Genomic DNA, 25,687 nt, shown 5'->3' on the forward strand with positions numbered 1-25,687 from the left:
ATCGTCTGACATTGTAGGTCATCGAGCACTAAATACAACTGTTCTTCAAAGCAAATTGATTCACAACAAGAAACATAACTAGGCTACTTTTTAACCTTGCCTATTTTTATCATTCTCATCCGCTTTTTAAAAAGAGATTTTTGGTTTGAAAAGAGCTTTATTACTATTACTTTCCTCTCTATTGTTCTCTCATGCTACTTTTGCTGAAGACGTATCCCATGCTCAACATCACGAAGAGAACAAACACTCTATTGGCGTATTTACCGGTTATACCCACTTAGGTGGTAGTTCCGACTTTAGCTATGGTTTGGAATACATGTTTGAATTTGATCATAATTGGGCGGTTAGCGCGATAATTGAGGATACAGATGGCGCACATCATGGCGCAGGAACGAGAACTCGCACAGCAAATTTGTTATATAGCCCAGTAGAAAAAATTTGGCTTGGCGTTGGTTATGGCCGCGAAGAAGTGTTAGGTGAACATGGCTATACAGAGCACTTGTATCGTGTTTCAGCAGCTTATGACATTGAATTTACACATTTTAAAGTGGTGCCAACGATAGCATTTGAAAAAATAGGTGATGAAATGGCAACAGTAGCAGGTATTACCCTGTCTAAATCATTTTAAAAATCACACTCTTTCTAAGTAAAAAAAAGCTCACAAACACCTACATTTGTGAGCTTTTAACGTGTGTAAGCTTTCGATTAAACGCGTTCAAATACCGTTGCAATACCTTGGCCTAAACCAATACACATAGTAGCTAAACCAAGGTCAACGTCATTGCCTTCCATCAAGTTAATTAACGTCGTTGAAATACGCGCACCAGAACAACCTAGTGGGTGACCTAAAGCAATAGCACCACCGTTTAAGTTGATCATGTCATCCATCTTGTCTTCTAGGCCAAGAGCACGAACACAAGATAACGCTTGAGCAGCAAACGCTTCATTAAATTCTGCCAACTGAATATCGTCTAGAGACAAGCCAGCGCGCTTAAGCGCTTTTTTCGTAGCAGGCACTGGTCCATATCCCATAGTAGAAGGATCGCAGCCAGCAACACCCATACCGCGAATTTTAACACGTGGTGTTAAGCCCATTGCAGCCGCTTTTTCAGCAGACATTACTAGCATCGCTGACGCACCATCAGATAACGCAGATGAAGTACCTGCGGTGACTGTACCGTTGGCAGGGTCAAATACTGGACGTAAACCAGATAAAGTATCCACCGTTGTTTCAGGGCGAATAACTTCATCATGCTTAATCATGGTTAACGCACCAGTTACTGAATCATGGCCTTGTGTCGCAACAATTTCATTATTCCAACGACCAGCCAACGTTGCTTCGTGTGCACGTTGATGAGAGCGAGCACCAAATGCATCTTGCTGTTCGCGTGTAACACCGTGTTGGCGACCAAGTAATTCAGCCGTAAGGCCCATATTACCTGCTGCACGAGAAATGTATTTACTTAGTGCAGGGTCAAAATCAACATCGTACATCATAGGCACATGACCCATATGCTCAACACCACCAATAATGAAAACATCACCTTGATCAGCCATAATGCTAGTAGCTGCATCGTGTAATGCTTGCATCGAAGAGCCACATAAACGGTTAACTGTTACCGCACCAACATGTTTTGGAATGTCTGTTAATAGTTGAGCATTGCGCGCAATATTAAAGCCCTGCTCTTTGGTTTGTTTAACGTTACCCCAAATAATATCTTCGATTTCATTTGGATCTAAGTTAGGGTTGCGAACAAGTAGCTGTTGCATCAAATGAGCAGATAACGCTTCTGCTCTAACGTTTCTAAATACGCCAGCCTTGGAGCGACCCATAGGCGTGCGAATACAATCGACAATTACGACTTCTTTCATGGTCTTCTCCTATTGTGCGCTTGAGGCAGTTTTAACGTCAGTAAAGAAATAAGATTTACCTTCAGCGGCCATCGTTCTCATACCATCAGTCACTTGGTAAATTTCACCTAAATGAGCGTATTTATCAGCCATAGCAATAAAGTTATCTAATCCAAGAGTTTCTAGGTAACGAATAGGGCCACCTCTAAATGGAGGGAAGCCAAGACCGTAAATTAAGCCCATATCAGCTTCTGCAGCCGAATCAACAACACCTTCTTCAAGACAGCGCACGACTTCATTCACCATAGGGATCATCAAGCGAGCAATAATTTCGTCTTTTTCGAAAGCTTTGTTTTCAACACTAAATAGTTCGTAAGCTTTTGCTGACGCTTCTTTCGTTGGCCTTCCACGCTTATCTTTACCGTAATCGTAGAAACCCCCCCCGTTTTTCTGACCTAAACGATTATCGTGGTAAAGCTTGCTCACAGGATCGTTTTCAATCTTCGCCATACGAGTAGGGAATCCTTCAGACATCACACCTGTACAGTGATCGGCAGTATCGATGCCTACAACGTCAAGCAAGTAAGCAGGACCCATAGGCCAGCCAAACTCTTTCTCCATCACTTTATCGACTTGAGTAAAATCAGCACCTTCAAGTACTAACTGACTAAAACCTGCAAAGTATGGGAACAATACACGGTTGATGTAAAAGCCCGGGCAATCATTCACAACGATAGGTGATTTACCCATCTTAGCGGCGTAAGCGACAACTGCGGCAATAGTTTCATCCGACGTTTCTTTACCGCGAATAACTTCTACTAATGGCATTTTATGCACAGGGTTGAAGAAATGCATACCACAGAATTTATCTTTACGTTCAACGCTTTGTGCTAGTAAATCAATAGAAATAGTTGATGTATTCGAAGTGACAATAGCATCTTCTGCCACTGCTTTTTCCACTTCCGCTAACACAATTCCTTTAACTTTTGGATTCTCTACCACAGCTTCAACAATAACATCTGCGTCTTTAACGGCGTCGTATGACAATGTTGGCGTGATATTGTTTAGCACACCTGCCATTTTCTTCGCGTTGATTCGACCACGATCGGCAAGCTTTGACAAAATACCCGCCGCAGTTGTTAGGCCTAAATCAAGCGCTTCATTGTTAATGTCTTTCATCACAATTGGCGTGCCTTTATAGGCTGATTGATATGCGATACCACCACCCATAATGCCTGCACCTAATACAGCAGCACGCTCTACTTGCTTAGTAGCCATTTTGCCTGCTTTCTTCGCTTTACCTTTAACAACTTGGTCAGCCAAGAACAAACCTATTTGTGCAGTTGCCGCTTCAGTTTTAGCAAGTTTTGCAAAACCTTCGTTCTCAAGCGCCATCGCGCCAGTACGATCTAATCCAGCAGCTGCTTCAATAACATTAATAGTTGCCATAGGTGCTGGGTAGTGTTTACCAGCCTTAGCGCCTACCATGCCCTTGCAGGTATTAAAGGTCATTACATTTTCAGTAGGCGAAAGCTTCAATGCTTCTAGCTTAGGCTGACGTTTAGCACGCCAATCTAAATCACCATTAATAGCCTGCTCTAACGTGCTCATAGCCGCTTCACGTAAATGTTCAGGTGCAACGACGGCATCTAATACACCAACAGCTAATGCTTGATCTGGCTTGTGAGCTTTACCTGTCGCCATCCATTCGATTGCATTATCTGCACCGATAACACGTGGAAGTCTTACCGTACCACCAAAGCCAGGCATTAATCCTAATTTTACTTCAGGAAGGCCAATAGATACCGTGGTATCAGCTACACGGTAATCACAAGCTAGCGACATTTCACAACCACCACCTAAAGCAAAGCCATTAAGCGCTACAACAGTTGGCATGTCTAAATCTTCAAAAGCATCAAAAACGTCTGAGCCATTTTTGATCCAAGGAATAAGTTCATCAACCGGCTTTTTAAACGTCTCTAAAAACTCGGTAATATCTGCACCAACGATAAAATTTGATTTGCCTGAAGTTACCAATACCCCTTTAGCTTCAGCACAATTGTTTATTGCATCGATAACAGCAATAAACTCTTTAAAAGTTTCCTGATCAAACTTATTCACTGAACCTTCAGCATCAAATTTGAATTCGACGATGCCTTTATCCAGCAGTTCGGCAGAAAGGCTTTTGCCTTGAAATAACATGCCTGATCTCCTCACGTATAGTTAAGTAGTTACAAGGGATTAATATGCTTATTTTCTTTACTTTTGTTAGGTTAAACGACACTTAAATACGTATTTATGTAGGAATATTCCCTTCTAAATACTAAGAAATTACTACAAAAGTAAGCTGAAAAGTTTATTAGCCCCTAAGTGCGCGAACACATCTTTTCTAATAATAGTTGATTGAGTGTGCCTTGAAAGAAATTGAAAAGCAAATTTTTTAAACGCCTGTTTTAATTGAGCGTATAAATTCTAATAAATAGACACTTTCGCTTTTGAACAAAGCTAATAGAATCCGCAGTGAGCCTGCTATTTACCTCAGCTAAACAAACGAAAGTGGTTAACCTGTTTCAGACTTTGTGCAGTGACTAATTATGCCTAGTGATAGCAATAATTGAGCTGTGTAATAGCTAGTCATTATTAAATATTCGGAATACGCTGGTGGCTGAAGGAAGGTTTCGAACGCCAATATCGTGTCAGATACCACAAAGCTAAGAGCACCTAATCTGATAAAAAAATTAGATGAACTAAAAGCAAAAATGCCCATTGTTGTTAACACGACAAAATAGAAAACGACCGCAACAAATAGCTCGCCCGTATGAGGCAATATGATAGTCCCGATGATGGTTGCATAAACGATAAGCAAGACTGAAAAAGGCTTATTAATTGATCTCAAAGAAAACGGGGCTGTTTGAGTTAAATCGCGATAAAAAACGATGCAATAAAAAACATGGGCAATAAAAAATGAGCCGAGTCCCAACAAAAAGCTCAGTTGGTAAGACGTTGCTAAAAAGACGTCACCAATCGAAGAAAAAGCCAAGGCTAGAATTAGCAGTAATCTTGCTTTGCCATGACAGTATTTACATGCCATGACAATTAAACACCAAATAGGCAATGCTTTAACTAAAGGCTTTGCCAGATAAGGAGACAGTGGCAATGTCGCCAAATAAATCAGCATGGCCGCTACGATAAATAACAGCCATGATCTAGAAACGAAATAATTGCTAGTAGTTTTAATCACTTATTAATCGCTTTGTAAGGCATCAATTGGGTCAAGCTTTGACGCTTTAATCGCAGGATATACACCAAACACCAAACCAATACCGGCACAGATAGTAAAAGACAGTATGATGGCTGATAGCGACCAAGATACCGCCCATTCTGAATAAAATGCGATAAGTTCAGATAAGGTGATACCAAACAATACTCCGACAACACCACCTAATATTGAAATAGTAAAACTCTCAGCGACAAACTGCAGCTGAATGTCTTTCTGGGTAGCGCCAACGGCTCGTAAGAGACCAATTTCTTTCGTTCTTTCTAATACCGTCGCCAGCATTATGTTCATAATGCCTATACCACCTACTAACAAAGATATACCTGCTACACAGGACATCACGATATTAAAAATTTGCTGTGTTTGCTTTTGTTGAGCAAGTAACTGGGCAGGAACAGTTAACGAAAAGTCATCAATATTGTTGTGTCTACGCGTTAGTAAGTGCTTAACAGCTTCAGCAGCCTGTAAAGCATCTACTTCGCCATTTAAGCGTAATTTAAGCTTAGTTAGCTCGCTTGTTAATGGCTCACGTGCAAATTTGCGAATAGCTGTATTTAACGGCAAGAATACTTGGTTTTGCTCACCGCCTAATTGAACACCTTGAAACTCAGATTTCTTTAATAGCGGATTGGCAATAACGCCTACAACTTTAAACCACAAATGATTCACTTTGATGTTCTGGCCCAAAGCATCTGAATCTGGAAAAAGCGCTTTTGCGGCATTGCTACCTAAAACCACCACTTGACGATAGTTAGCATTGTCTTCTTCGGTTAACAATCGTCCATTCTCAACGAGTAAGCTAGATAAATCGAAAAAGCCAGGGCTAACGCCAATAGCATCGCCATCACTTTTACCTTCAGCACTAAAAATAATGTAGCTATCTAACTTTTTTTCTGCACTGTAGGTTTCTATAAAAGGTAAAGATTGCAACGCAACTTCGCCATCTCGAATCGACAAACCCGCAGAATGCTTTCTCTGTTCCTTTAATTCCTTTTCATCAAATTCTTTTGCTTCAATGATGAGGTTATGAAGCCCCATGGTATTGATCATTTTTAAGGCTTCGCGTTCGGCACCTTCACCAATATTAAGCATGGCGATAACGGCACCAACACCAAAAATCATACCTAACAAGGTTAACAAGGTACGCAGTTTATGCTGAGCAAGTTCAGCAAAAGTATCTTTAAAAATAACTAAATACTTCATCATTATGCTCCTTGCTCGGTTAAGGCCAATTGTTGTCCTGACTCCAAGCCTGAAGTGATAACGGTATGACTTAAACTAGACTCGCCAATTTCAACGGCTTGCTTAATAAATTCACCATTTTGGTAGAGATAAACATAAAACTGATTATTCTTTGCAAATACTGCTTGCGATGGAACGACTAGCTTTTCTTGAGCGCTCTTCACTTGAATCACGGCATTAAGCTTTCTACCAGGCACAAATAACTCTGTTTGCTGGGTATCTAAGCTAATAATAACTTCAAAAAACTTCTGTGGGTCGCCACGTTTGATCGAAGAAGGGAAAGCAGCAACAGAGTCTACCTTACCTTGAAATGACTTTTCGGCTAAGGCATTTAAGTGAAAAGAAACGGTTTGCCCTTCAGCAAGAGAAATGGCTTCATTTTCAGCAACATAAATTTTAGCCTTCATGTTACTAATGTCAGGTAACTCAGCTATTTTTTGTCCCGACCAGAACGACTGACCAGAACGGGACTTCTCTCCGCGCCAATTCGAGGCATACACTAACATACCTGTGTGAGGCGCTTTAATCTCAAGACGTTCTAGACTTTCGTTTAAAATATTTAACTTATCTTGATGAAGATTTCTCTTCATTTCTAGCAAGCTCATTTCACCTTCAGCGCTTGTACTAAAGCTACCTTCTTTCCACTGCAGGTAATCGCGTTTTGAGGCTAAGTACTCACTATCTTGAGCCGATTCGAGGATTTCTAAGCGTGACAGAATTCGTTCGTCGTTTATGGCAAATTTATCAGCAAAAGCCTTCTCTTCTCCAACAAGCTGAATATCTTTATTAATGTTGTTCAATTCTTTATTTAACTGGCTCGACTTATCAGCAATATCTTGCTGGGTCATGTTTAAGTCATTTTCTTTCGATTGACGAGATTTCGACATGATCTCACCATCAAACTTCGCTATTACTTGCCCTTCTTCAACATAAGTGAACTCAGGCGCTAGCCAAGATAAAACTTGAGCGCCATTGCGACTCATCGGCGCACTAATGACCGTCGCTTTCGCTGCAAAGAGTTCGCCTTTAGCCGGAACTTCAATACTAAACGGCTGCTGCTCAACAGTGTAAAGTAAAGGTTTTTGGCCGCTTTCTGAACAAGAAAGTACTGCCACCGATAACAGCAAACTTATCGTTAATCGCTTCATTAGTTACCTTCCTTTGTATTAGCAGAGGCGATAGCCTGTTGCGTATTCAAAGCAGAATTAGCTTGTTGATTAATTTCAACCCTAGCAGTCATGCCTGGGCGCATTACCTCAAGATCTATCTTCTCCAATTCAACAATAGCGTCTATTACTCTGGTTTTATCTTGGTGAGAGCGATCTCTAAAAACCTGCCCTAATGAAACCAGTGTGCCTTTAAATACCGTATCTTTTGCACTATCTAAGAAAATATTAATAGGCTGGCCAATCTTCACTTTTCCACTATCTGGCTCTGTTATTTGTATCTTCACCTGCATTTCTTCGACGACGGCAAGATCCATGACAGGCTGCCCAAACTGAATACTCTCACCAACTGCAGGCTTTTCACCATCCCAGTTAGCTCTGTACAACACAACGCCGCTGATTGGTGCTTTAACTTTCAGTTGCTCCTTTTCCTTCATCAACACATTAACTTCGCCTTGTAAGCGCGCAACCTTCCCTTTTAAACGTTTTACATTTAACTCAGTATTAGAGCGATGGAATTTAAGTTTAAGCTTTGCTACCTTGAGATCTGCTTGTGCTATGGTGAAATCAATCTCAGCTTTTCGACGGTCTATATCTGACTGACTTTCATCAACTATTTCTGCTTTTCGCTCAGCTTTTTCATAATTCATTTGCGCTTCTGCTAAGCTTAAAATGAGCTGTTGCTCATCTTCTTGTTCCTTAAGAATTTTGTTTTCTAGCTCTTTCTGCGCTTGATTCATTTTTCCTTGTTTATCGACTAATCGTTCTGAAATTTTCTTATCATCAAAAGAAACAACGACTTGCCCTTTTTTCACTTTCGAATTTTCAGGTACGATTGTTTTCACCTGATACTGCCACATACGAGAAACAGAAGGTGGAGCAATGGTGGCTTCAGTTTTCGATTCTAGCTCTCCGATTGCTGCTAATGACTCTTGAGTATTTTTGCTAGCACTAGTTTGTTTAACGTCTTCAGAACAGGCAATAAGTAAACTAACAAGCAGTAAACTAATCATTACTTGTGATTTCATTGGCTTGCCTCCGCTAACTCTATTTGCACACTCATGCCAGACAACACGTCAAAATCCGATATATCTTTTAAAGCAAATAACAAACGATAATAGACATCTTCGCCCCAGTCAGTGCGCTCCTCAGGCTGAGAGGATACGTCAATCACTTGCGTTGAAAATTGTTGTTTCGGAAAAGCATCAAATGTCATTGTCGCTTTGTCGCCCTTTTTCACTTTGCTGTAATCCACTTCGTGCAACCAGGCTTCAACAAATTTACCACTGTCCGCAGGGATTTCAGCAATTTTCCAAGAAGGCTGAGCTGTCATACCAACAAAGACTTTTTCACCGTTCCACGGATGTTTTGCATAGATAACGGGGCCGGTACTTGTGGCGCGCCCACTCATGTTTTTTAGTTTATCGCGATTATAGGCAAGCTCGGCTTTATGCTTTTCAATGGTCAGTTGTTTTTTTCTAATGGACACTTGGTTGGTTACTTTAACCTGTTTTAGATTTTCCATTGCTTTGGCGTGTTCAACTACCGCTTTTTCGTAATCAAGTTGATGCTCCTGATATTCGTACTTACTTAAATATTCCTCACCAATTTCTGCATCAATCCTCGCTTTTTCGAGCAAAAGCTTTGTTTTATTTACGTAATGCTCAGCTTCTATAAGTGTTTGTTTAGTTTCTGATTCAACGCGATGTAGCTCATCTTCAGCGAGTATTAAGCTGTTCTCTTCTTGCTCTATCGTCGATAAAATTGTTCCGCTGTCATAGACAACAACTAAGTCTCCCGCCTGAGCAACATCACCTTCTGGCAGCATCCATTGCACCTGAACACGCCAGTTGTCAGAGCGTGGCGCATAAAACATTTGACTTTCTTTCGCCTTGACTTGCCCCGTTAGAAGCATAGGGACTTTGGCATTAGCCGCATTAAAAGTATGAGCGACCAATATAATTAACGTGAGAATTATGCCGCGCATCGTTTGTCCTCGATCACTTTTCCATCTTGCATGCGAATAACACGCTGCGCGTATTCAGCAATATCTTCTTCATGAGTCACTAAAACGATAGTTTGTCCTTGCTTATGAAGATCTACCAGCAGGTCCATGATCTCATATGAAGTAGCAGTATCTAGGTTTCCAGTCGGCTCATCGGCAAAAATCACTTCAGGGTTATTTATCAGGGCTCGCGCAATGGCAACACGCTGGCGTTGTCCACCAGACATCTCAAAGGGCTTATGATGTGCTCTAGTTTCTAAGCCAACTCGCTGTAATAATGCCATTCCTCTTTGTTCAGCTTCTTGAGGAGTGCAATCAGTGTACCTTAAAGGAAGCGTTACGTTATCCAGTGCAGATAAGCGGGGCAATAAGTGAAAGGTTTGAAAGATAAAGCCTATTTTTTCATTACGCATTTTGGAAAGCGCTTCATCTTCCATTTTTTGGACGGCTTGACCAGCTAACAAATATTGCCCAGAGGTAGGGGAGTCCAAACAGCCAAGTATATTCATCAAGCTTGATTTTCCAGAGCCAGACTGCCCCATCACAGCTACAAATTCATTTTCTTCAATAAATAGAGAAACGTCATTAATCGCTTTTACTTGCGATTCCCCTTCCCCATAAATTCGAGAAATATTTTCGATTACAATCACTTTAATTCCCTTATAAACAACGAGCAATTCTATTTAGTTAGGTTGTTTTATTTGCTCAGTCTACGTGTCCTTTCGACTGGCCTTGAACATATTGTCGTTAGCGTAACGTTTGAACACAATATTCTATTGTATCCACTAATCGCCTGCAGCATACTCAAATTTGTAACAAATCATTTAAGCATAGTTTACATAATAATGTATACACTAGAATTTTAGTAACTATAACCTTACTTCAAGCATTAGCGCTTTAACTTTAACGCAAAAATATAAACTTTTATCGTTAAACATACTTATCTAGTAGACAAAAAAAATACGTTTATAAGCAAGCATGATATAGTCGATAAACCTATTGTTGTTCTTTTTGATCTTGATGCCGTTAAAAACATTTTCTCGCCCTGAACACCTATTGCTAGCCATGGCTTTTATTATGCCGCTAGTATTTTCTGTCTGGATGGCACTATTAAATAACTTTGTCGTTGAAAAGGCAGCATTTACCGGTAAAGAAATTGGTATCTTGCAAAGCCTAAGAGAAGTGCCTGGCTTTTTAGCCTTTACTGCGATTTACGTCATGATATACCTAAAAGAACAGACCTTTGCACTGCTCGCCCTAGCACTAACCGCAGTTGGAGTCTTGCTTACAGGGTATTTTCCTTCTGCTTATGGTCTATATATAACCACCATAATTATGTCTGTCGGCTTTCATTATTTTGAAACAGTTAACCAATCCCTAACGTTGCAGTGGATAAACAAAAAAGAAACACCACACTTTATGGGCAGAGCCCTGGCGATGAAAAGCGCAGCCTCATTACTCGCTTTTAGTAGTATTTGGTTATTAATGGAATATTTTAACTGGAGCTACCAAGCAACCTACACTCTTTTTGGCTCTTTAGCGCTTTGCCTCACACTATTTTTATTTTTTGCATTTAAACAATTTCCTATTCATGCAGAACAAGAAAAACGTCTAATACTTAGAAAACGCTACTGGTTGTTCTATGCATTAACGTTTTTTAGTGGCGCGAGGAGACAAATTTTTGTGGTATTCGCTGGTTTTTTGATGGTTGAAAAGTTCGGCTACAGTGTCGCAGACATTAGTGCACTGTTCTTAATTAACTATATATTTAACTGGTTATTTGCCGCCAAAATTGGCAAGCTCATTGGAAAAATTGGTGAGCGCAAAGTACTAACCTTTGAATATGTTGGTTTAATCTTAGTATTTGTTTCATACGGGTTAACAGACAACTCGACTGTCGCTGCGGTACTTTATGTTGTCGATCATTTATTCTTTGCCTTAGCCATTGCGATTAAAACCTATTTTCAAAAAATAGCCAAACCTGAAGACATTGCTGCTACAGCTGGTGTTAGTTTTTCAATTAACCATATCGCTGCCGTGGTTATTCCTGCGCTATTAGGTTTAGTCTGGCTAGTAAATTCTTCATGGGTATTTTATGTCGGTGCAGGCTTTGCGGCTTGTTCACTTATTCTGTCTAGGTTAATACCATACACTCCTCAGCCCGGTGTAGAAGTGAGATTTAAAGAAAAATTCAATCAAGAGCAAAAGGCTTAGTCATTAAAGTTTTCTAGATGGACGAATAAAAAAAGCGCTCGTTATAATGACGAGCGCTTTTTTATAAATAACCTTCTACTATCGCAATTAAGAGTCGTTTTTTTCCTGAAGAAATTGTAAGAACTCCTCTGCGGGCATCGGCTTCGCGTAATAAAAACCTTGAACTTCGTCACATTGCTGTTGCTTTAAATGTGCTTCTTGCGATTTATCTTCAATCCCTTCCGCAATAACCTTCAAGTTCATCTGCTTACCTAAGTTGATGATAGTATCCGCAATAATCGACTTCCCAGGTTCAGCGATATTATTAACAAAAGAGCGATCAACTTTTAACCTATCTAAAGGTAACTGTTGCAAATAACTAAGTGAAGAATATCCAGTACCAAAGTCGTCAAGTGCAATACTAATGCCTTTAGATTTTAATTTTACTAAAGCATCTACCACGACCTGCGGCTCATCCATTAAAATATTTTCTGTTATTTCTAGCTCTAACTTATGTGGGTGCACGTCGTGTCGCTGCGTTGCATCAATGATATTTTGAACAAAATTATCACGTTTAAACTGTGGAATTGAAACGTTTACGGAAATACCTACATCATCAAAAGAGGCTTTTTCTAGCTCTTTAATTTGTAAGCAGGCTTGGTTAATAACCCAGTCACCTATATCAATGATAAGACCAGAATATTCGGCTAACGGGATAAAAATCGCCGGTGAAATAAACTGACCATCGGCTGTTCGCCAACGCAGTAATGCTTCAGCACCTATGACCTTCCCCGTTTGCAAATTTAACTGAGGTTGATACCACAATTCTAAACGGTCTTCAGCAAAATCAGTACGTAATTGCCTTATCATACTTAAGCGCCAAAGCGTTGTTTCTTCCATCTCTTGCTTATAGTAAACAAAATGCTCTTGGTTACTTTTCTTAGCTAAATTAAGGGCAATATTAATTTGGTTTAGAACTTTAACGCCTCTTGGGCCTGCATCTTCTTTCGCACACAGGCCAAAGGTAGCACTAATAGGTAAATTTTGTTCGCCAGCCGAAAAGGCTTTTGAAAACAAACCGTCAAGAACTTCAGGACACACTTGCTCTTTGGGTCCAATAATGCCAAACACATCGGCACCAATTCGAGCTAATTGACAGGTTGATAACAGTGACTTCATGCGAGTAGATACAGCCATTAACAGCTGATTACCCAAATCTTGTCCCAAGCCATCGTTAATATCACTAAAATGATTAATATCAATTAGGCCTGCCACCATATTACTATCGGTATTTTGGGCAAAATCATCTAATAGATTCACAAATTGCAGTCTATTAGGGAGTTCTGTCAACCAATCTTTATAAGCGGCATCTCTTAACTTTTGAAATAAATGAACATTTTCATAGCCAATCGCAACGTTCGTTAAAAACACTTCAATTAACTGTTTATCAATTTCCGTTAAAGGCGAGTTAAGCTCTAAATAAACAACGGCTCGGTAGCCACCGCTGACTAAATACAAACAGACATGATATTCGTCGATAAAATGATTTTTTTGCTGAAAGCTACTAATAATTTGCTGTTGCATCTCGACATTCTCAAATGTGTCGAGTTTTTGATTTTTGTAATTATCAACAAAGCCGTGTTGAGCTAGCATGTATAAGCCTAGATCGTCAGCACCATCAACAATACCCTGCCCTCGGGCACAAAAAACACTCGCTTTACAATCACTCAAACAACCTAATTGTTCTAAGACACCATCAGCGTAATCATGCACAGAATGTAATTCGAGTAAGTCGGCTGCGGCGTTAATTATTTTTTCCAAGCCTTCGCGATTTTGAGAGACCGTATCGATTTGTTGGTATGAGCGTATCGCGGCATATACGGTAGTAACAAGCTTTCTTCTGGTGAGTTCGGTTTTAGTTTTATAATCGTTAATATCGTAGTCTTTAATGACGCTTTCTTCAGGAGCGTATCCCGGTTGCCCTGTTCGAAGAACAATACGTATATCTTGGCGTTGAAGAGTTTCTCTAATATGCTTTACAACGTTAAGGCCCGCGTCATCCGTTTCCATAACAACATCAAGCAAAACTAAGACAATATCATGATGTTGTTCAATCAACTGACATGCATCACGTCCAGAGTATGCATGTATGTACTCTAATCGTTTTCCCAAAACGACCAAATCAGATAAAGCTAATTGCGTGACAGAATGTATCTCAGGATCATCATCAACTATCAGAACCTTCCAAGTATCTGTACTCGAATCTTCTAGAATCTCATCTTCGTCACTATCATCGATAAATAAAAAATCGTCGTTAGTCTCTTCGGAAGCCTGCATATTTTCCTCAAAATCGGTCACTTAATAGTTACCGGTAATCTTTCGTAAGCTAGGTTAGGTTGCTAATTTTATTACTTTTCATAATACATAATAAAAGTCACTACGGGATTATTCAACAAATCTAACTCATATTATGGAGAATTTCCTATCCTAGTACCCATCTAGTAAATTTTAGGTTAAATATTGTGAAATGCTATGCTAAATAACGATAGACATTTATCTTTTTGCCATTAATACTGAAGTTATCACTAATAAGTTATGTAAGTAAAGCAGGACGTATTGCAAAATTGTGATCAACTTTTCACTAGAGGAATATGATGAGTAAAGAAATAGTAGTTAACGAAAAACCTAACTCACCAGACAATGAAGTCAAGCAAGAACATCCGTTAACATCAAACACTACCTCATCGACAACTGACAACTCTCATAGTTCTCAGCTATCTTCTCAACGGCAGTTGCTTGGCTTGGCCCGACAGTTTGCCATTGATGGTGCGCTCATTGCGCAAGACAAGGTCATGCCAATAGAAGACAGAGTATTCAAACGAGCAAAGGCATCACAAGTCAGAAAACAAGAAAATTTAGAAGCCATTATTCATAAGGCGATTCAATATTGCTCTGACAGCCAAGTGACCGATCGAGCCGATAAAGACTGGTTTAATCATTTTATTGAATTTGCCGAACAGGTGAGCAATAAAACCATGCAAGAGCTTTGGGCCAAAATATTGGCTGGAGAAATTAATAGCCCAGGCAGCTTTTCTTATAAGGCATTAAAAGCATTTAATACCATGAGTATTCATGATGCAAAATTATTTGGAAAGCTGTGTCAATATGCTGTTGCCGATTCTCATGGACAGAACCGTAGACTTATTTCGGGCGCCAGTCAATCACCAGGGTTATTCAATTTTTTTACGGGAAATCAACAAGTAAAGACAAACTTAGCGAGTATCGGGTTGGGCTACGGTGAGCTATTAGCGCTTGCAGATAATCACCTGCTTTTCGTCCAAGAAACCGAAATAACACCATTAAAGAAAGACGAAGTGATTAATTTACACTATCAAGGCAAAGGGCTGATATTAAAGGCAGCTAAGTCTGACTGTATTTTGTCTTACTATAAGTTCTCACCTATTGGCAACGAATTAGCTCGACTAATTGTCGATAAGCCCCAAGAAAAGTATGTTAGTCAGTTAACTCAAGAACTTTCTCAGTTCTTTAACGTAAAACTTTCGTAACTGCGCAGGTAAAAAGTACGCAGCTAAGTTAACTGACCAATTTAGATGACGAAATTAAATGCCATCTCCATCTGTATGGAGTCCACATTCGCGCTGCATACCCGAAAAACGTACTTCACTTTCATCCATACCTAATGTAAGTGGTCTAGTACTGTGAGTATCACCAACAGATATATACCCTTGATCCCAAAGTGGGTGATAAGGCAAGTTGTGCTTGGTTAAGTACTGGTGAACATCGCGATTATGCCAATCAATAATTGGATGTACTTTGAAACGTCCGCGCAATATGCTTACCACTGACAGTTGCTCTCTATGATTAGACTGTTGACGTCTAATGCCTGAAAACCAAGTGCCAGCACCAAGCTCGCTTAACCCACGCTCTAGTGGTTCAACCTTATTTCTACGGTTATAAGCTTTCAACGACGCTTCATCTTTTGCCCACTCTTCTCCGTATTTAGCTAGCTGCCAAGCGGCACTCTCTTTAGCACTAAACACCTGTAAGTTAAGATTTAAACGTTCTGTCAATTGCTCCACAAACTGGTAAGTTTCTGGAAACAAGTGGCCCGTGTCTGTAAGAATCACCGGAATATTCGCATCCACCTGCGTCATCATGTGCAACATCACCGCAGACTGAATACCAAAACTAGAGGACAGTACGAAGCTTCCAGGCAAGTTTTCCATTGCCCATTCAACTCGCTCTGTGGCCTGCATATTTTCTAAAGTTTCATTCCATTGCTTTAACCAAGGTTCAGGTAATGAAGCTGGAAATTTACTTACTAAATTGTTTGCCGGTTGGCTTGACGTGTTAGTCATGAAAGTCTCGCTTACTGATAAACACTTCTTCTACAATGCCAGCACGTATAACAAAGTCACCAAACGCTTCATTACTTTCACGTTCTTTTACCCAACGTGCTACTAAAGTGTCTATTTCCGTCAGAATATCTTGTTCACCCAAGTTCTCTTTGTACATTTTTGGCACTCGTGTGCCAGCGATATTGCCACCAAGATGCATGTTATATTTACCAGGCCCTTTACCCACTAAACCAAGCTCGGCCAGCATCGCTCTGCCACAGCCATTTGGACAACCTGTAACACGAAGAATAATATGCTCATCAGCTATACCATGCTTAGCCAATATGCCATCTACATCATCAATTAAACCCGGTAGGTAACGCTCTGCTTCAGCCATTGCTAAAGGACAAGTTGGAAACGCAACACAGGCCATTGAGTTTTTACGCTGATTAGATACTGTCGAATCCATTAAACCATGCGATACCGCCAACTGTTCTATTTGCGCTTTATCTTCTTCGGCTACGCCAGCAACAATAAGGTTTTGATTAGCCGTCATACGAAAATCGCCTTTGTGGATTTTCGCAATTTCAGCAGCACCAGTTTTTAGTGGTTTACCTGGATAATCTAATAAACGACCGTTCTCGATAAACAAAGTTAAGTGGTGCTTTCCATCTACGCCTTCAACCCAGCCAATACGATCACCGCGATCGGTAAACTCATATGGTTTGCTGTCTTCGAAAATAATGCCAGCACGCTTTTCAACTTCAGCTTTGAAGGTGTCTACGCCAACGCGATCTAATGTATATTTAGTTTTTGCATTTTTACGATTAACTCGGTTACCCCAGTCACGCTGAACCATTACTACCGCCGCAGCAACATCTAACGTGTTGGCTAGAGGAACAAAACCAAAGTCATCTGCACGACGTGGGTAAGTCGACTTATCGCCATGAGTCATGGCTAAGCCACCACCAACTAACACGTTAAAACCAATCAATTTGCCATTTTCTGCAATAGCAACAAAGTTTAGGTCGTTAGCATGTACATCAACGTCGTTTTGTGGAGGTACAACAACCGTGGTTTTAAATTTGCGCGGTAAATAGTTACTGCCTAAAATCGGCTCTTCGGTTTTCTCACCTTGAGTACCCTCTAATTTCTCACCATCTAACCAAATTTCTGCATAAGCGCGAGTTTTAGGGAGTAAATGCTCACTGATTTTCTTCGCCCACTCATAAGCTTCTTGGTGAAGTTCTGATTCAACCGGATTAGTAGTACACAGGACATTACGGTTAACATCACCAGCGGTAGCAATTGAATCAATACCTATGCTATTCAACGTTTGGTGCATCAACTTAATGTTAGGCTTTAACACGCCGTGAAACTGGAAAGTTTGGCGGGTCGTTAGACGAATGCTGCCATACATAGTTTTATCGGTGGCAAACTTATCGATCGCTAACCATTGGTCAGGCGTAATAATACCGCCCGGCATACGTGCACGCAGCATCACATTGTGTAAAGGTTCAAGCTTTTGCTTGGTGCGCTCTGCACGAATATCGCGGTCATCTTGCTGGTACATACCATGGAAACGAATTAACTGGAAGTTATCCGCAGTGAAGCCACCAGTGACGGGATCTTTTAAATCTTGTGTAATCGTGCCGCGCAAGAAATTACTTTCACGCTTTAAACGCTCGTTGTCGGCTAACTTACCTTCAACAATCAAAGGGCCGTTTTCTTGAGTTACATCAGTCATTAGTAAACATCCTTCTGGTAACGCTTAGCGTTACGTAAATCTTTTAAGTACTGCTCGGCTTCTTCTGCCGACTTATTGCCTTGCTCAGCAATGATTTGCAGTAAAGTTGTTTCTACATCTTTTGCCATGCGGCTCATATCACCACAAATATAAAAGTGAGCGCCACGCTCCAACCATGCATAAACTTCTTCAGCTTGCTCTTTTAAACGGTCTTGAACGTAGATTTTCTCTGCCTGATCACGAGAAAAGGCAAGATCGATCCGGGTAAGTAACCCTGACTTCAAGTACCCTTGCCATTCAAGTTGATACAAGAAATCTTGTGTAAAGGTTTGATCACCAAAGAATAACCAGTTATCGCCTTCCGCTTCACTTGCGTCACGTTCTTGCATAAACGATCTAAATGGTGCAATACCTGTACCAGGACCAACCATAATCACTGGCGTATTGCCATCTGCTGGCAATCTAAAGTTATCGTTATGCTCGATAAAGACTTTAACTTGACCACCTTCCTCTAGTCGTTCTGATAAAAATCCAGAAGCGCCGCCGGTTCTTACCGCTCCGTCTTTTTCGTATCGAACAAGACCAACGGTTAAGTGAACCTCTTCATCAACTTCAGATTGGCTAGAAGCGATAGAGTAAAGTCGTGGCGTAATTTTACGTAATGCATCAACAAATGCCTGTTCATCGACATCTGCTGGAGCACGTTTAACAACATCGACGATTTGATGGTTTGCGGCAAACTCTCGCGTTGCATTTTTATCGGCAATTAAAGTCGTTAATTCTTCACTGCCTGATAATTGCGCCCAAAACTCAATGAAATTTGGTGCTGTTTGAGTAATTTCTAGCTTTTCAGTTAACGCAGCTTTTATCGCAAAAGAATCGCCGCCAAGGGTAATTGTTTCTTCGCCAGAAAAAGACAAAGCAGCAAGTAACTCATCCACTAACGCACCGTCGTTTTCAAACCAAACGCCTAATGCATCGCCGGCTTGGTAACTAATACCTGACTCGCCAAGATCGATTTCAATGTGACGTACATCTTTATTTGAATCCCGTCCTGTTAGTTTTTGACTTACACTTAGCTCTGCAGCATAAGGGTTTTGCTTTGTATACTGACTTACAGCACCTGCCGTTGGCATAGCAACAACGTTTGAAGCAACTTGTTCAGCGCCTAATAAATCTTTTGATTTTTCTATAATGTCTAAAGACCAAGCTTGAGCTTCGTCTTCATAATCAACATCACAGTCAACACGAGGGGTAATTTGCTTAGCACCCAATTTACTTAAGTACTCATCAAAGTCTTTACCCGTTTGGCAGAAAAACTCATAACTACTATCACCAAGAGATAAAACACTGTACTGCAAGTGCTCTAACTTAGGTGCTTTCTTAGACGATAAGAACTCATGGAAACCCATGGCATCATCAGGTGGCTCGCCTTCGCCATTTGTACTGGCAACAATCAACAAATGAGTAACATTCTTAATGCTCTTAGGTTTAAACTCACCCATACTTTTACAGTCAACCGTCAATCCTTGAGCCTGAGCTTGCTCCGCTAAGCTTTTAGCGACGCCTTTGGCATTACCTGTTTGAGAACCATACAGAATTGTTAATGTAGAAGACGCTTGAGGTAAGCTAGCCGAAGGAACAGCAGCAATAGAAGTGCCTTCACTTTTTGCCGCTAAATAGCCACTAGCCCACGCCAGCTGTAATGGTGAATAACCACCTGTAATTTCTTTCAAGCTAGTCAATTGCTCTTGACTCAGCATAGTTTGATTTAGATTTTGTTGCTCAGACATCTATCGCCAACTCGCCCATTAAAATATTGATGCAAGGATAGTCTGAGTCAGTCAAAAGTAAAAAGAATAGAAATGGCTTTTTTATTCCAAAAACGAATAGATAAATATGAAAGTTATTAGGCCGTTTTGATCTGCATATGCTAACCACTGAAAATATAGAAGAAAAAGCACCAGCTACTCCCCTACCCAGAACAGATAGAAAAAGTTACCCCCTTTAACATTTGATTACAGTTACCCCTCTTCACATGTAATAAGTTTTAGTCATTAATAATAATCGGAACACAACATATGAAACTTATTAAACACCTTTGCTTACCATTAGCAGCGTTAACACTAGCCGCGTGTAATACTGATGAATACGAAGCCCCAATGCTCGATATTAGCAAACCTATTAAGATTGACTTTGCGACATCAAAATTCGCCTTTACACCGATTTTTTCTGATTACCCTGTCAGCACTGACGATCAAGATAACGAAGAATTCTACGAGTTATCAGCTAAGTACGAAGAAATGGAAGGCACAGAAACTAAGGCATGGATGTTAAAAGGTAATAATCACTCTGATGACTTATTCATGGGTGTGAAAAGCTACATATACGGTATGAAAGCCGATACATCATACCAAGTCACGCTATCAACCACTTTTACCTCTAGCATTCCATCTAATTGTTTTGGCATTGGTGGAGCACCAGGTGAGTCGGTATACGTTAAGCTGGCCGCTTCTACCGAAGAACCAGAGAATGAAACAATTGATGACATGCACCGTTTGAATATCGATATTGGCAATCAATCTCAATCAGGAACTAACGGGCAAACCGTTGGCAATATTGCTAATGGTGTTGACTGTATGGAAGACGAGCAATGGAAAGAGATTGAGCGCTCAACTGAGACGAAAATTGACGTTCAAACTGATAGCTTAGGCGGTTTTTGGATGTTGGCAGGTACCGACTCTGGATTTGAAGGTCTAACCTATTACTACATTAACTCGCTAATAATTAAGATTGAAGAATAAGACATAAAAAAAGGGGTAACATTTCGTTACCCCAAAAAAGCATAGTTAAAAGCGTTAACTTGCATCCTCACAAGCCAAGAATTTAGATGACCAAAGAGACCCCAACTTTGTTCTTGACCAACTCACTTATTCCGTCAACATTACGATATTAAGCAAGCAACCCCATAATGACACTTTATTCACAATATTAGAATAATTATTTAGTTATATTTTAGGATCTTTTGATTATAAATTATTCTAAAGTCGCTTTTTTACATATTGAGCTATGGCTAGACTCGCGGTAAGGCCAGGAGATTCAATGCCGTAGAGATTAATCAGTCCTTGCACGCCATGTTCATCAGTGCTTTGAATAGAAAAGTCTTCAAACTTACTATTCGGCGCCTGTAATTTAGGCCGAATCCCTGCATATGCGGGTGTTAGTCTTTCTTTTTCAATACCGGGGAAGTAGTGCTTTATGGCATGATAAAATCCATCTCTCTTACTTAGCTTTACATCAAAGTCTTGTTGCTCAATATACTCAACATCTGGCCCAAACCTAACTTGACCAGCCAAATCCAGAGTTGCATGAATACCCAAACCAAACTGATTTGGCATCGGATACACCAATCGGCTAAACGGCGCTTTTCCTGAATAGTTAAAGTAACATCCTTTGCACAAATACAAGGGCGGTATAGTGTCTTCTTTTAAGCCAGTGATTGAACTCGCAACTGCTTGCGCTTCTAATCCTGCGGCATTAATTATCCGCTCAGACAAGATTGAAAGCTCTTGCCCTTGAGAATTTAATTTTAAAGTAAAGCCGCTGGTAGATGGTTGAGCTGACAGAAATTGTGTTTGTGTGACGTAAATTCCCCCGCGTTTTTCAAAAACCCCTAGTAGAGACAACATCAATTGGTGACTATCGACAATACCAGTACTAGGCGATAATACAGCACTATCAGCACTAACATTTGGCTCTAATCCTTTTAGTTGTTCGTTGGTTAGCCACGTTAAGTCATCAACGCCATTATTCTGGCTTTGATCAACAATAGCCTCTAACTTTTCTTGTTCTTGGTCACCCGTTGCAACCAGTATCTTTCCTATATTGTTTACGGGTACATTGAAGTCTTGGCAGTATTTATATAACAATTCTTTGCCGGTAACGCACAGTTGAGCTTTAAGGCTAGAGTTTGGGTAATAAAGGCCGCCATGAATAACCTCACTATTGCGACTACTCGTTTCTTCGCCAAAAAATGTATTTTTATCAATAAGCAAGACGCTCTGGTATAACTGGCTTAATTCAGCTGCAATAGCGATTCCTATTACACCGGCTCCAATCACAACGACATCAAATTTATCCATTTACACAATTTTTTAATTTTTTGTTATTATCTCAAGCTACCATTCAATAGCAACTAACAACTTATCTGTATTAATTCAGGTAACTTGAAAAAACGATATGCGTATTTTTTGTTTACTCGTTACACTTCTAATAACTACAAATAGCTTTGCTTTAGGAAAACTAGGTCATAGAGCTGTTTGCCACACCGCGTTCCAACAGCTCAATCAAGAAAAACAAAATAATCTTCTCAATTTATTAGCTCAGGTGCCTCAATCTGAAGTTACTAAGGTGAACCGTTACAACAACCTGCCAGAGAGTACGCCACTATCTTACGCCACCGCCTGCACTTGGGCGGACGCAGTTAAAAATGAAAGTCACTTTAAGCCATTAAAGCCTTGGCACTACATCAATATTTCTCGCCGAGATAGTGAAATAAACGAAGATTCATGCAAAGGCGGCTGTATTACACAAGCGATTTTGTATCACGACCAACAAGCGACAGATGCACAATCGCCTCTAGAAAAAATAGTTGCATTAATGTTTGTCGGCCACTGGGTTGGTGATGTTCACCAACCTTTGCATGTGAGCTATGCCAACGACTATGGTGGTAATAAGATAGAAGTTTCACCCTTTAAAGGAAAGTGTAAAACCATGCATTGGTATTGGGATGACTGTTTGCTGTATCCAAAACAATATGTCGAAGAAGGCTTAGACAGTTATTGGCAGAATAAACTAGCATCAGGCATTACCGCTGAGAAAAAATCAGAATGGCTCTCAAGTGATGTTTATTCTTGGGCATCAGAATCTTTAACTATCACAAGAAGTAAAACAACTAAATACTGCAAATTATCAGGGAGTAAATGTAAAGATATTCGCCGTAATAAACTAACAATTGACGAAAATTATCACACCAAAAATCAAGCCATAATCACCGTTAGAATGCAGCAGGCTTCGGTGCGATTATCACAATTGATCGCTAAGCACCTGTAAAAAACAGTTGATTTTTTGACCAGATAAAATTCATACTAAGCCAAGGATATTTAGGAGGCGTCATGTTAACCCAGTTAGAGAAACGCAAAAAACAGTGGGGCGGAAGGAACCGAGTTATCGATAACTGGTTACAAGAACGTCAGCAGGTACTCGTCGCATATTGTGAACTTATTGGCCTACAACCAGACGGAACGGCGGAGTCTAAACTCCCCGAAGGAAAACAAGTTAACCATTTTTGTCAGTTGCTAATGGATTATATTTCAGCTGGCCATTTCGAGATATTCAACAATATAGTCGAACAATGCAAAGACAAAGGCCCTGCCGACAAAAGCAAGGCAAATGAAATTTTTCCAAAGCTAAATCAGTCCACAGATCTTGCTCTTAAATTCAATGATAACTTCGCCGAGAACTCTACCAATAAACTGCCTATTAATTTCGACTTACAATTAGCAACGCTTGGCCGAGCGCTTGAAGAGCGTTTTTTATTTGAAGATGAACTATTAGCCATGCTGTATCACTATTAATACCCATGATACCAATGACATTAATTTGGTATAACCTAACATTGCTCAACAGTAAATTTATACCATAAAAAAACCGATGTGAAGCACATCGGTTTTTTCTTGAACACAACACTATTTAGTGGGCGTGTGAGTCTTCACCACCTTCCGGTTCAACAATTTCAAGTAACTCAATTTCAAATTCTAAAACAGCGTTACCAGGGATTACTGGTGGATTTCCGCGCTCACCGTAAGCTAAGTTTGAAGGGATAGTAAATTTGTACTTAGAACCTACCGACATTAACTGAACGCCTTCAGTCCAACCAGCAATAACACGGTTAAGTGGGAATACTGTTGGTTGATTACGCTTGTAAGAGCTATCGAACTCAGTACCATCAATTAAAGTACCGCGGTAATGCACTTTTACTGTATCTTCTGCTGCTGGCTTAGCACCTTCTGCTGCTTGAAGTACTTGATACTGAATACCAGACTCAGTCACTTGTACGCCATCTTTCTTCGCATTTTCAGCTAAAAAGGCTGCGCCTTGAGCTAATGCTTCTTCCGCAGCTTTTGCTGTAGCAACTTCTTGCTTTTCACGCATAGACTTTTCTAGGTTCATCATTAAAGCTTGAATTTCTTCTTTTTCAATTAATGAACTACCTGCAAGGCTATCTTCAAAGCCTTTTAAAATTAAACTTTGCTCTAAGTTAACACCTAGTTTTTGTTGTTCTTGTAAGTTACGCTCAGTATACATACCAATAGACGCACCTAACGCATAAGCTTGCTTCTGTACTTCAGTTTCTAATACAGGCGCTTTTACTTCTTCAGCTTGCTTCGCTTCTTGTTGACACCCAACAGCAGACATTAACGCCACTGCGATAAGTGATGGTTTTAACAATTTCATTCAAATCTCCATAAATGTCTACTAGACACGTTTCGGTAGTTTTATACGCAATACACATGTGCGTAAAAAGGTCATATACTAACGACAAATGAACAGAGAAAAAAGCCCTAATGTTGAGACCATTTGTTACCTGTCTAGGATTAATGATAACGGCACTGTTATTAGCGAGTTGCCAACCCAGTAATAAGGCGCCGTTAGAAAGGTGGCAACATGCTGTTGACGGCGCTTACGCTGCAGATATTGCGGATAACGCAAAAATTAGTGCCGTAAGCTCAATACATCATGGCATCAGTCTATGGGACTTGGAAAAAAACGCTTTACTTTTTTCTTGGTCTCAGCAACAAGAATCATCTGATAACTTAGTACTAGCAATAGATATAGCGTCAAACAATAGTCATGTACTTGCAGCAAGTCGACATAACTTTTCTCTGTGGAATGCGCAAACAGGACAATCGGAAGGCTATTGGCAAATGAGCCAATCAAGTATTCGAGATATTGCTGTATCAAACAACGGCAAACATGTCCTAATTGGACGAAGCGACGGCAAAGTTGACCATATCACGTTAGCATCTGCTAGGCGGATCGAGTTTTTAGGCCACCAAGAAAAAATCAATTCAGTTGATATGCTACCCAATGGCAGAGTCGCATTAACGGGCTCTAATGATTTTGTCGCATATGCATGGGATACCCAAACGGGCCAAGTTATTTATAGATTTAATCACCCTAGCCGAGTCACTATGGTCGCTTTAGATCCAAATGGCAGATATGCCTTTACTGCTGATAGTAAGAAGTCTGCCAATATTTGGGATCTAAAAACAGGAGAAAGGATCAGTCAACTTCAATACAGTGTCCGGCAGGAAGTATTCAGCTCTGTTAAGTTTTCCCCTGATGGTAAACACTTACTTACTGGTGCGCCATCTCGCAAAGTTAGCATTTGGGATATTGCTTCTGGTAATAGGCTAACCAGCTGGCGAGTTACGCCAAAAGAGGCAAATCGCCCTACCGGTGCCGTTGTTTATAGCGCCGCTTTCAGAGATAATAGCCACATTATTACTGAATCTTCTTCAGGATTTGCAGAGTTATGGCAAACGGGCCTATAAACGAACAACTAACATATTTACAACAAAGCATTGAAGCGCTCGAATCAAGAAATGCGTTTCAAGATGATGTTATTGAGCAATTAAACAACGAACTGGCGATACACCAACAAGAGATTAGCGAACTGAAACAACAGTTAAAGTTAATCGCTGATCGCATGAAAAACCAAAGTAAATCTCAGTTGATGCGACCAGAGGATGAGCCACCTCCTCCTCACTATTAACCTCAATTAAA

22 protein-coding genes are annotated in these 25,687 nt (G+C 40.3%); 8 read left to right on the top strand and 14 right to left on the bottom strand.

Going from position 1 to position 25,687, the window contains the following annotated elements:
* The first annotated feature begins 145 nt into the window (after positions 1–145).
* Positions 146–628, top strand: coding sequence for a hypothetical protein (locus tag ACOB80_RS16165; protein WP_473166890.1), 483 nt, complete (start codon positions 146–148; stop codon positions 626–628).
* A 77-nt stretch (positions 629–705) separates the two neighbouring features.
* On the opposite strand, the gene fadA is transcribed toward ACOB80_RS16165, so the two are convergent.
* The 8 genes from fadA to ACOB80_RS16205 all read right to left on the bottom strand — a co-directional run bounded on the left by fadA (position 706) and on the right by ACOB80_RS16205 (position 10,191).
* Positions 706–1,872: an acetyl-CoA C-acyltransferase FadA gene (gene fadA, locus ACOB80_RS16170; protein WP_473166891.1), complete on the bottom strand. Its 1,167-nt coding sequence runs from the start codon at positions 1,870–1,872 to the stop codon at positions 706–708.
* A 9-nt stretch (positions 1,873–1,881) separates the two neighbouring features.
* The gene (gene fadB, locus ACOB80_RS16175; RefSeq protein ID WP_473166892.1) at positions 1,882–4,053 is read right to left on the bottom strand and encodes a fatty acid oxidation complex subunit alpha FadB; all 2,172 of its coding nucleotides are present in this window, start codon (positions 4,051–4,053) and stop codon (positions 1,882–1,884) included.
* 358 nt (positions 4,054–4,411) lie between these two features.
* Positions 4,412–5,092 (bottom strand): lysoplasmalogenase, encoded by a 681-nt coding sequence (locus tag ACOB80_RS16180; RefSeq protein WP_473166893.1) that lies wholly within the window; start codon positions 5,090–5,092, stop codon positions 4,412–4,414.
* 3 nt (positions 5,093–5,095) lie between these two features.
* Entirely contained in the window at positions 5,096–6,331 is a 1,236-nt protein-coding gene (locus ACOB80_RS16185) for an ABC transporter permease (protein WP_473166980.1), read from the bottom strand.
* A gap of 2 nt (positions 6,332–6,333) precedes the next feature.
* On the bottom strand, positions 6,334–7,518 hold the full coding sequence (locus tag ACOB80_RS16190; RefSeq protein WP_473166894.1) for an efflux RND transporter periplasmic adaptor subunit: 1,185 nt from the start codon (positions 7,516–7,518) through the stop codon (positions 6,334–6,336).
* A complete protein-coding gene (locus tag ACOB80_RS16195) occupies positions 7,518–8,564 on the bottom strand; it encodes an HlyD family secretion protein (protein WP_473166895.1) in 1,047 nt (348 codons plus the stop codon). The genes ACOB80_RS16190 and ACOB80_RS16195 overlap by 1 nt, the downstream gene beginning before the upstream one ends.
* Positions 8,561–9,523: an HlyD family secretion protein gene (locus ACOB80_RS16200; RefSeq protein ID WP_473166896.1), complete on the bottom strand. Its 963-nt coding sequence runs from the start codon at positions 9,521–9,523 to the stop codon at positions 8,561–8,563. Before ACOB80_RS16200 ends, ACOB80_RS16195 begins: the two co-directional genes overlap by 4 nt.
* On the bottom strand, positions 9,511–10,191 hold the full coding sequence (locus ACOB80_RS16205; RefSeq protein ID WP_473166897.1) for an ABC transporter ATP-binding protein: 681 nt from the start codon (positions 10,189–10,191) through the stop codon (positions 9,511–9,513). The genes ACOB80_RS16200 and ACOB80_RS16205 overlap by 13 nt, the downstream gene beginning before the upstream one ends.
* 370 nt (positions 10,192–10,561) lie before the next feature.
* Here ACOB80_RS16205 and ACOB80_RS16210 point away from each other — a divergent pair, with 370 nt between their 5' ends.
* Positions 10,562–11,755: an MFS transporter gene (locus tag ACOB80_RS16210; RefSeq protein WP_473166898.1), complete on the top strand. Its 1,194-nt coding sequence runs from the start codon at positions 10,562–10,564 to the stop codon at positions 11,753–11,755.
* A gap of 87 nt (positions 11,756–11,842) precedes the next feature.
* On the opposite strand, the gene ACOB80_RS16215 is transcribed toward ACOB80_RS16210, so the two are convergent.
* Positions 11,843–14,071, bottom strand: coding sequence for a bifunctional diguanylate cyclase/phosphodiesterase (locus tag ACOB80_RS16215; protein ID WP_473166899.1), 2,229 nt, complete (start codon positions 14,069–14,071; stop codon positions 11,843–11,845).
* A gap of 317 nt (positions 14,072–14,388) precedes the next feature.
* On the opposite strand from ACOB80_RS16215, the gene ACOB80_RS16220 reads away from it, so the two are divergent.
* Positions 14,389–15,300 carry a TIGR03899 family protein gene (locus ACOB80_RS16220; RefSeq protein ID WP_473166900.1) on the top strand — a complete coding sequence of 304 codons (912 nt, stop codon included), beginning with the start codon at positions 14,389–14,391 and terminating at the stop codon, positions 15,298–15,300.
* Between the two features lie 54 nt (positions 15,301–15,354).
* Here the strand turns inward: ACOB80_RS16220 and ACOB80_RS16225 are convergent, their stop codons facing one another.
* From ACOB80_RS16225 to ACOB80_RS16235, 3 genes are read right to left on the bottom strand one after another with little or no spacing between them, the layout of a single operon-like run.
* Entirely contained in the window at positions 15,355–16,113 is a 759-nt protein-coding gene (locus ACOB80_RS16225; protein ID WP_473166901.1) for a phosphoadenylyl-sulfate reductase, read from the bottom strand.
* A complete protein-coding gene (gene cysI / locus ACOB80_RS16230) occupies positions 16,106–17,839 on the bottom strand; it encodes an assimilatory sulfite reductase (NADPH) hemoprotein subunit (RefSeq protein WP_473166902.1) in 1,734 nt (577 codons plus the stop codon). Before cysI ends, ACOB80_RS16225 begins: the two co-directional genes overlap by 8 nt.
* Positions 17,839–19,632: an assimilatory sulfite reductase (NADPH) flavoprotein subunit gene (locus ACOB80_RS16235; protein WP_473166903.1), complete on the bottom strand. Its 1,794-nt coding sequence runs from the start codon at positions 19,630–19,632 to the stop codon at positions 17,839–17,841. The genes cysI and ACOB80_RS16235 overlap by 1 nt, the downstream gene beginning before the upstream one ends.
* Before the next feature lie 288 nt (positions 19,633–19,920).
* Here ACOB80_RS16235 and ACOB80_RS16240 point away from each other — a divergent pair, with 288 nt between their 5' ends.
* Complete coding sequence (locus ACOB80_RS16240) at positions 19,921–20,643, top strand: hypothetical protein (RefSeq protein ID WP_473166904.1); 723 nt, start codon at positions 19,921–19,923, stop codon at positions 20,641–20,643.
* Between the two features lie 237 nt (positions 20,644–20,880).
* Here ACOB80_RS16240 and ACOB80_RS16245 read toward each other — a convergent pair whose 3' ends face one another.
* Positions 20,881–21,981 carry an NAD(P)/FAD-dependent oxidoreductase gene (locus ACOB80_RS16245; protein WP_473166905.1) on the bottom strand — a complete coding sequence of 367 codons (1,101 nt, stop codon included), beginning with the start codon at positions 21,979–21,981 and terminating at the stop codon, positions 20,881–20,883.
* A 97-nt stretch (positions 21,982–22,078) separates the two neighbouring features.
* Between ACOB80_RS16245 and ACOB80_RS16250 the strand changes: the two genes are divergently transcribed.
* Together ACOB80_RS16250 and rsd are read left to right on the top strand one after the other, a co-directional pair.
* Positions 22,079–22,951: a S1/P1 nuclease gene (locus ACOB80_RS16250; RefSeq protein WP_473166906.1), complete on the top strand. Its 873-nt coding sequence runs from the start codon at positions 22,079–22,081 to the stop codon at positions 22,949–22,951.
* A gap of 62 nt (positions 22,952–23,013) precedes the next feature.
* Positions 23,014–23,475 carry a sigma D regulator gene (gene rsd, locus ACOB80_RS16255; protein WP_473166907.1) on the top strand — a complete coding sequence of 154 codons (462 nt, stop codon included), beginning with the start codon at positions 23,014–23,016 and terminating at the stop codon, positions 23,473–23,475.
* A gap of 115 nt (positions 23,476–23,590) precedes the next feature.
* Here the strand turns inward: rsd and fkpA are convergent, their stop codons facing one another.
* Positions 23,591–24,355: an FKBP-type peptidyl-prolyl cis-trans isomerase gene (gene fkpA / locus ACOB80_RS16260; protein WP_473166908.1), complete on the bottom strand. Its 765-nt coding sequence runs from the start codon at positions 24,353–24,355 to the stop codon at positions 23,591–23,593.
* 110 nt (positions 24,356–24,465) lie between these two features.
* Here fkpA and ACOB80_RS16265 point away from each other — a divergent pair, with 110 nt between their 5' ends.
* Entirely contained in the window at positions 24,466–25,455 is a 990-nt protein-coding gene (locus ACOB80_RS16265; RefSeq protein WP_473166909.1) for a WD40 repeat domain-containing protein, read from the top strand.
* The gene (locus tag ACOB80_RS16270; protein WP_473166910.1) at positions 25,437–25,676 is read left to right on the top strand and encodes a SlyX family protein; all 240 of its coding nucleotides are present in this window, start codon (positions 25,437–25,439) and stop codon (positions 25,674–25,676) included. The genes ACOB80_RS16265 and ACOB80_RS16270 overlap by 19 nt, the downstream gene beginning before the upstream one ends.
* The last annotated feature ends 11 nt before the right edge of the window (positions 25,677–25,687 follow it).

The organism is Thalassotalea coralli, assembly GCF_055786205.1.

Bases quoted from the DNA above. Each gene is read 5' to 3' on its own strand.
- fadA (WP_473166891.1), bottom strand. From the start codon at position 1,872: ATGAAAGAAGTCGTAATTGTCGATTGTATTCGCACGCCTATGGGTCGC.
- fadB (WP_473166892.1), bottom strand. From the start codon at position 4,053: ATGTTATTTCAAGGCAAAAGCCTTTCTGCCGAACTGCTGGATAAAGGC.
- ACOB80_RS16185 (WP_473166980.1), bottom strand. From the start codon at position 6,331: ATGAAGTATTTAGTTATTTTTAAAGATACTTTTGCTGAACTTGCTCAG.
- ACOB80_RS16190 (WP_473166894.1), bottom strand. From the start codon at position 7,518: ATGAAGCGATTAACGATAAGTTTGCTGTTATCGGTGGCAGTACTTTCT.
- ACOB80_RS16195 (WP_473166895.1), bottom strand. From the start codon at position 8,564: ATGAAATCACAAGTAATGATTAGTTTACTGCTTGTTAGTTTACTTATT.
- ACOB80_RS16200 (WP_473166896.1), bottom strand. From the start codon at position 9,523: ATGCGCGGCATAATTCTCACGTTAATTATATTGGTCGCTCATACTTTT.
- ACOB80_RS16210 (WP_473166898.1), top strand. From the start codon at position 10,562: ATGCCGTTAAAAACATTTTCTCGCCCTGAACACCTATTGCTAGCCATG.
- ACOB80_RS16215 (WP_473166899.1), bottom strand. From the start codon at position 14,071: ATGCAGGCTTCCGAAGAGACTAACGACGATTTTTTATTTATCGATGAT.
- ACOB80_RS16220 (WP_473166900.1), top strand. From the start codon at position 14,389: ATGAGTAAAGAAATAGTAGTTAACGAAAAACCTAACTCACCAGACAAT.
- ACOB80_RS16225 (WP_473166901.1), bottom strand. From the start codon at position 16,113: ATGACTAACACGTCAAGCCAACCGGCAAACAATTTAGTAAGTAAATTT.
- cysI (WP_473166902.1), bottom strand. From the start codon at position 17,839: ATGACTGATGTAACTCAAGAAAACGGCCCTTTGATTGTTGAAGGTAAG.
- ACOB80_RS16235 (WP_473166903.1), bottom strand. From the start codon at position 19,632: ATGTCTGAGCAACAAAATCTAAATCAAACTATGCTGAGTCAAGAGCAA.
- ACOB80_RS16240 (WP_473166904.1), top strand. From the start codon at position 19,921: ATGAAACTTATTAAACACCTTTGCTTACCATTAGCAGCGTTAACACTA.
- ACOB80_RS16245 (WP_473166905.1), bottom strand. From the start codon at position 21,981: ATGGATAAATTTGATGTCGTTGTGATTGGAGCCGGTGTAATAGGAATC.
- ACOB80_RS16250 (WP_473166906.1), top strand. From the start codon at position 22,079: ATGCGTATTTTTTGTTTACTCGTTACACTTCTAATAACTACAAATAGC.
- rsd (WP_473166907.1), top strand. From the start codon at position 23,014: ATGTTAACCCAGTTAGAGAAACGCAAAAAACAGTGGGGCGGAAGGAAC.
- fkpA (WP_473166908.1), bottom strand. From the start codon at position 24,355: ATGAAATTGTTAAAACCATCACTTATCGCAGTGGCGTTAATGTCTGCT.
- ACOB80_RS16265 (WP_473166909.1), top strand. From the start codon at position 24,466: ATGTTGAGACCATTTGTTACCTGTCTAGGATTAATGATAACGGCACTG.
- ACOB80_RS16270 (WP_473166910.1), top strand. From the start codon at position 25,437: ATGGCAAACGGGCCTATAAACGAACAACTAACATATTTACAACAAAGC.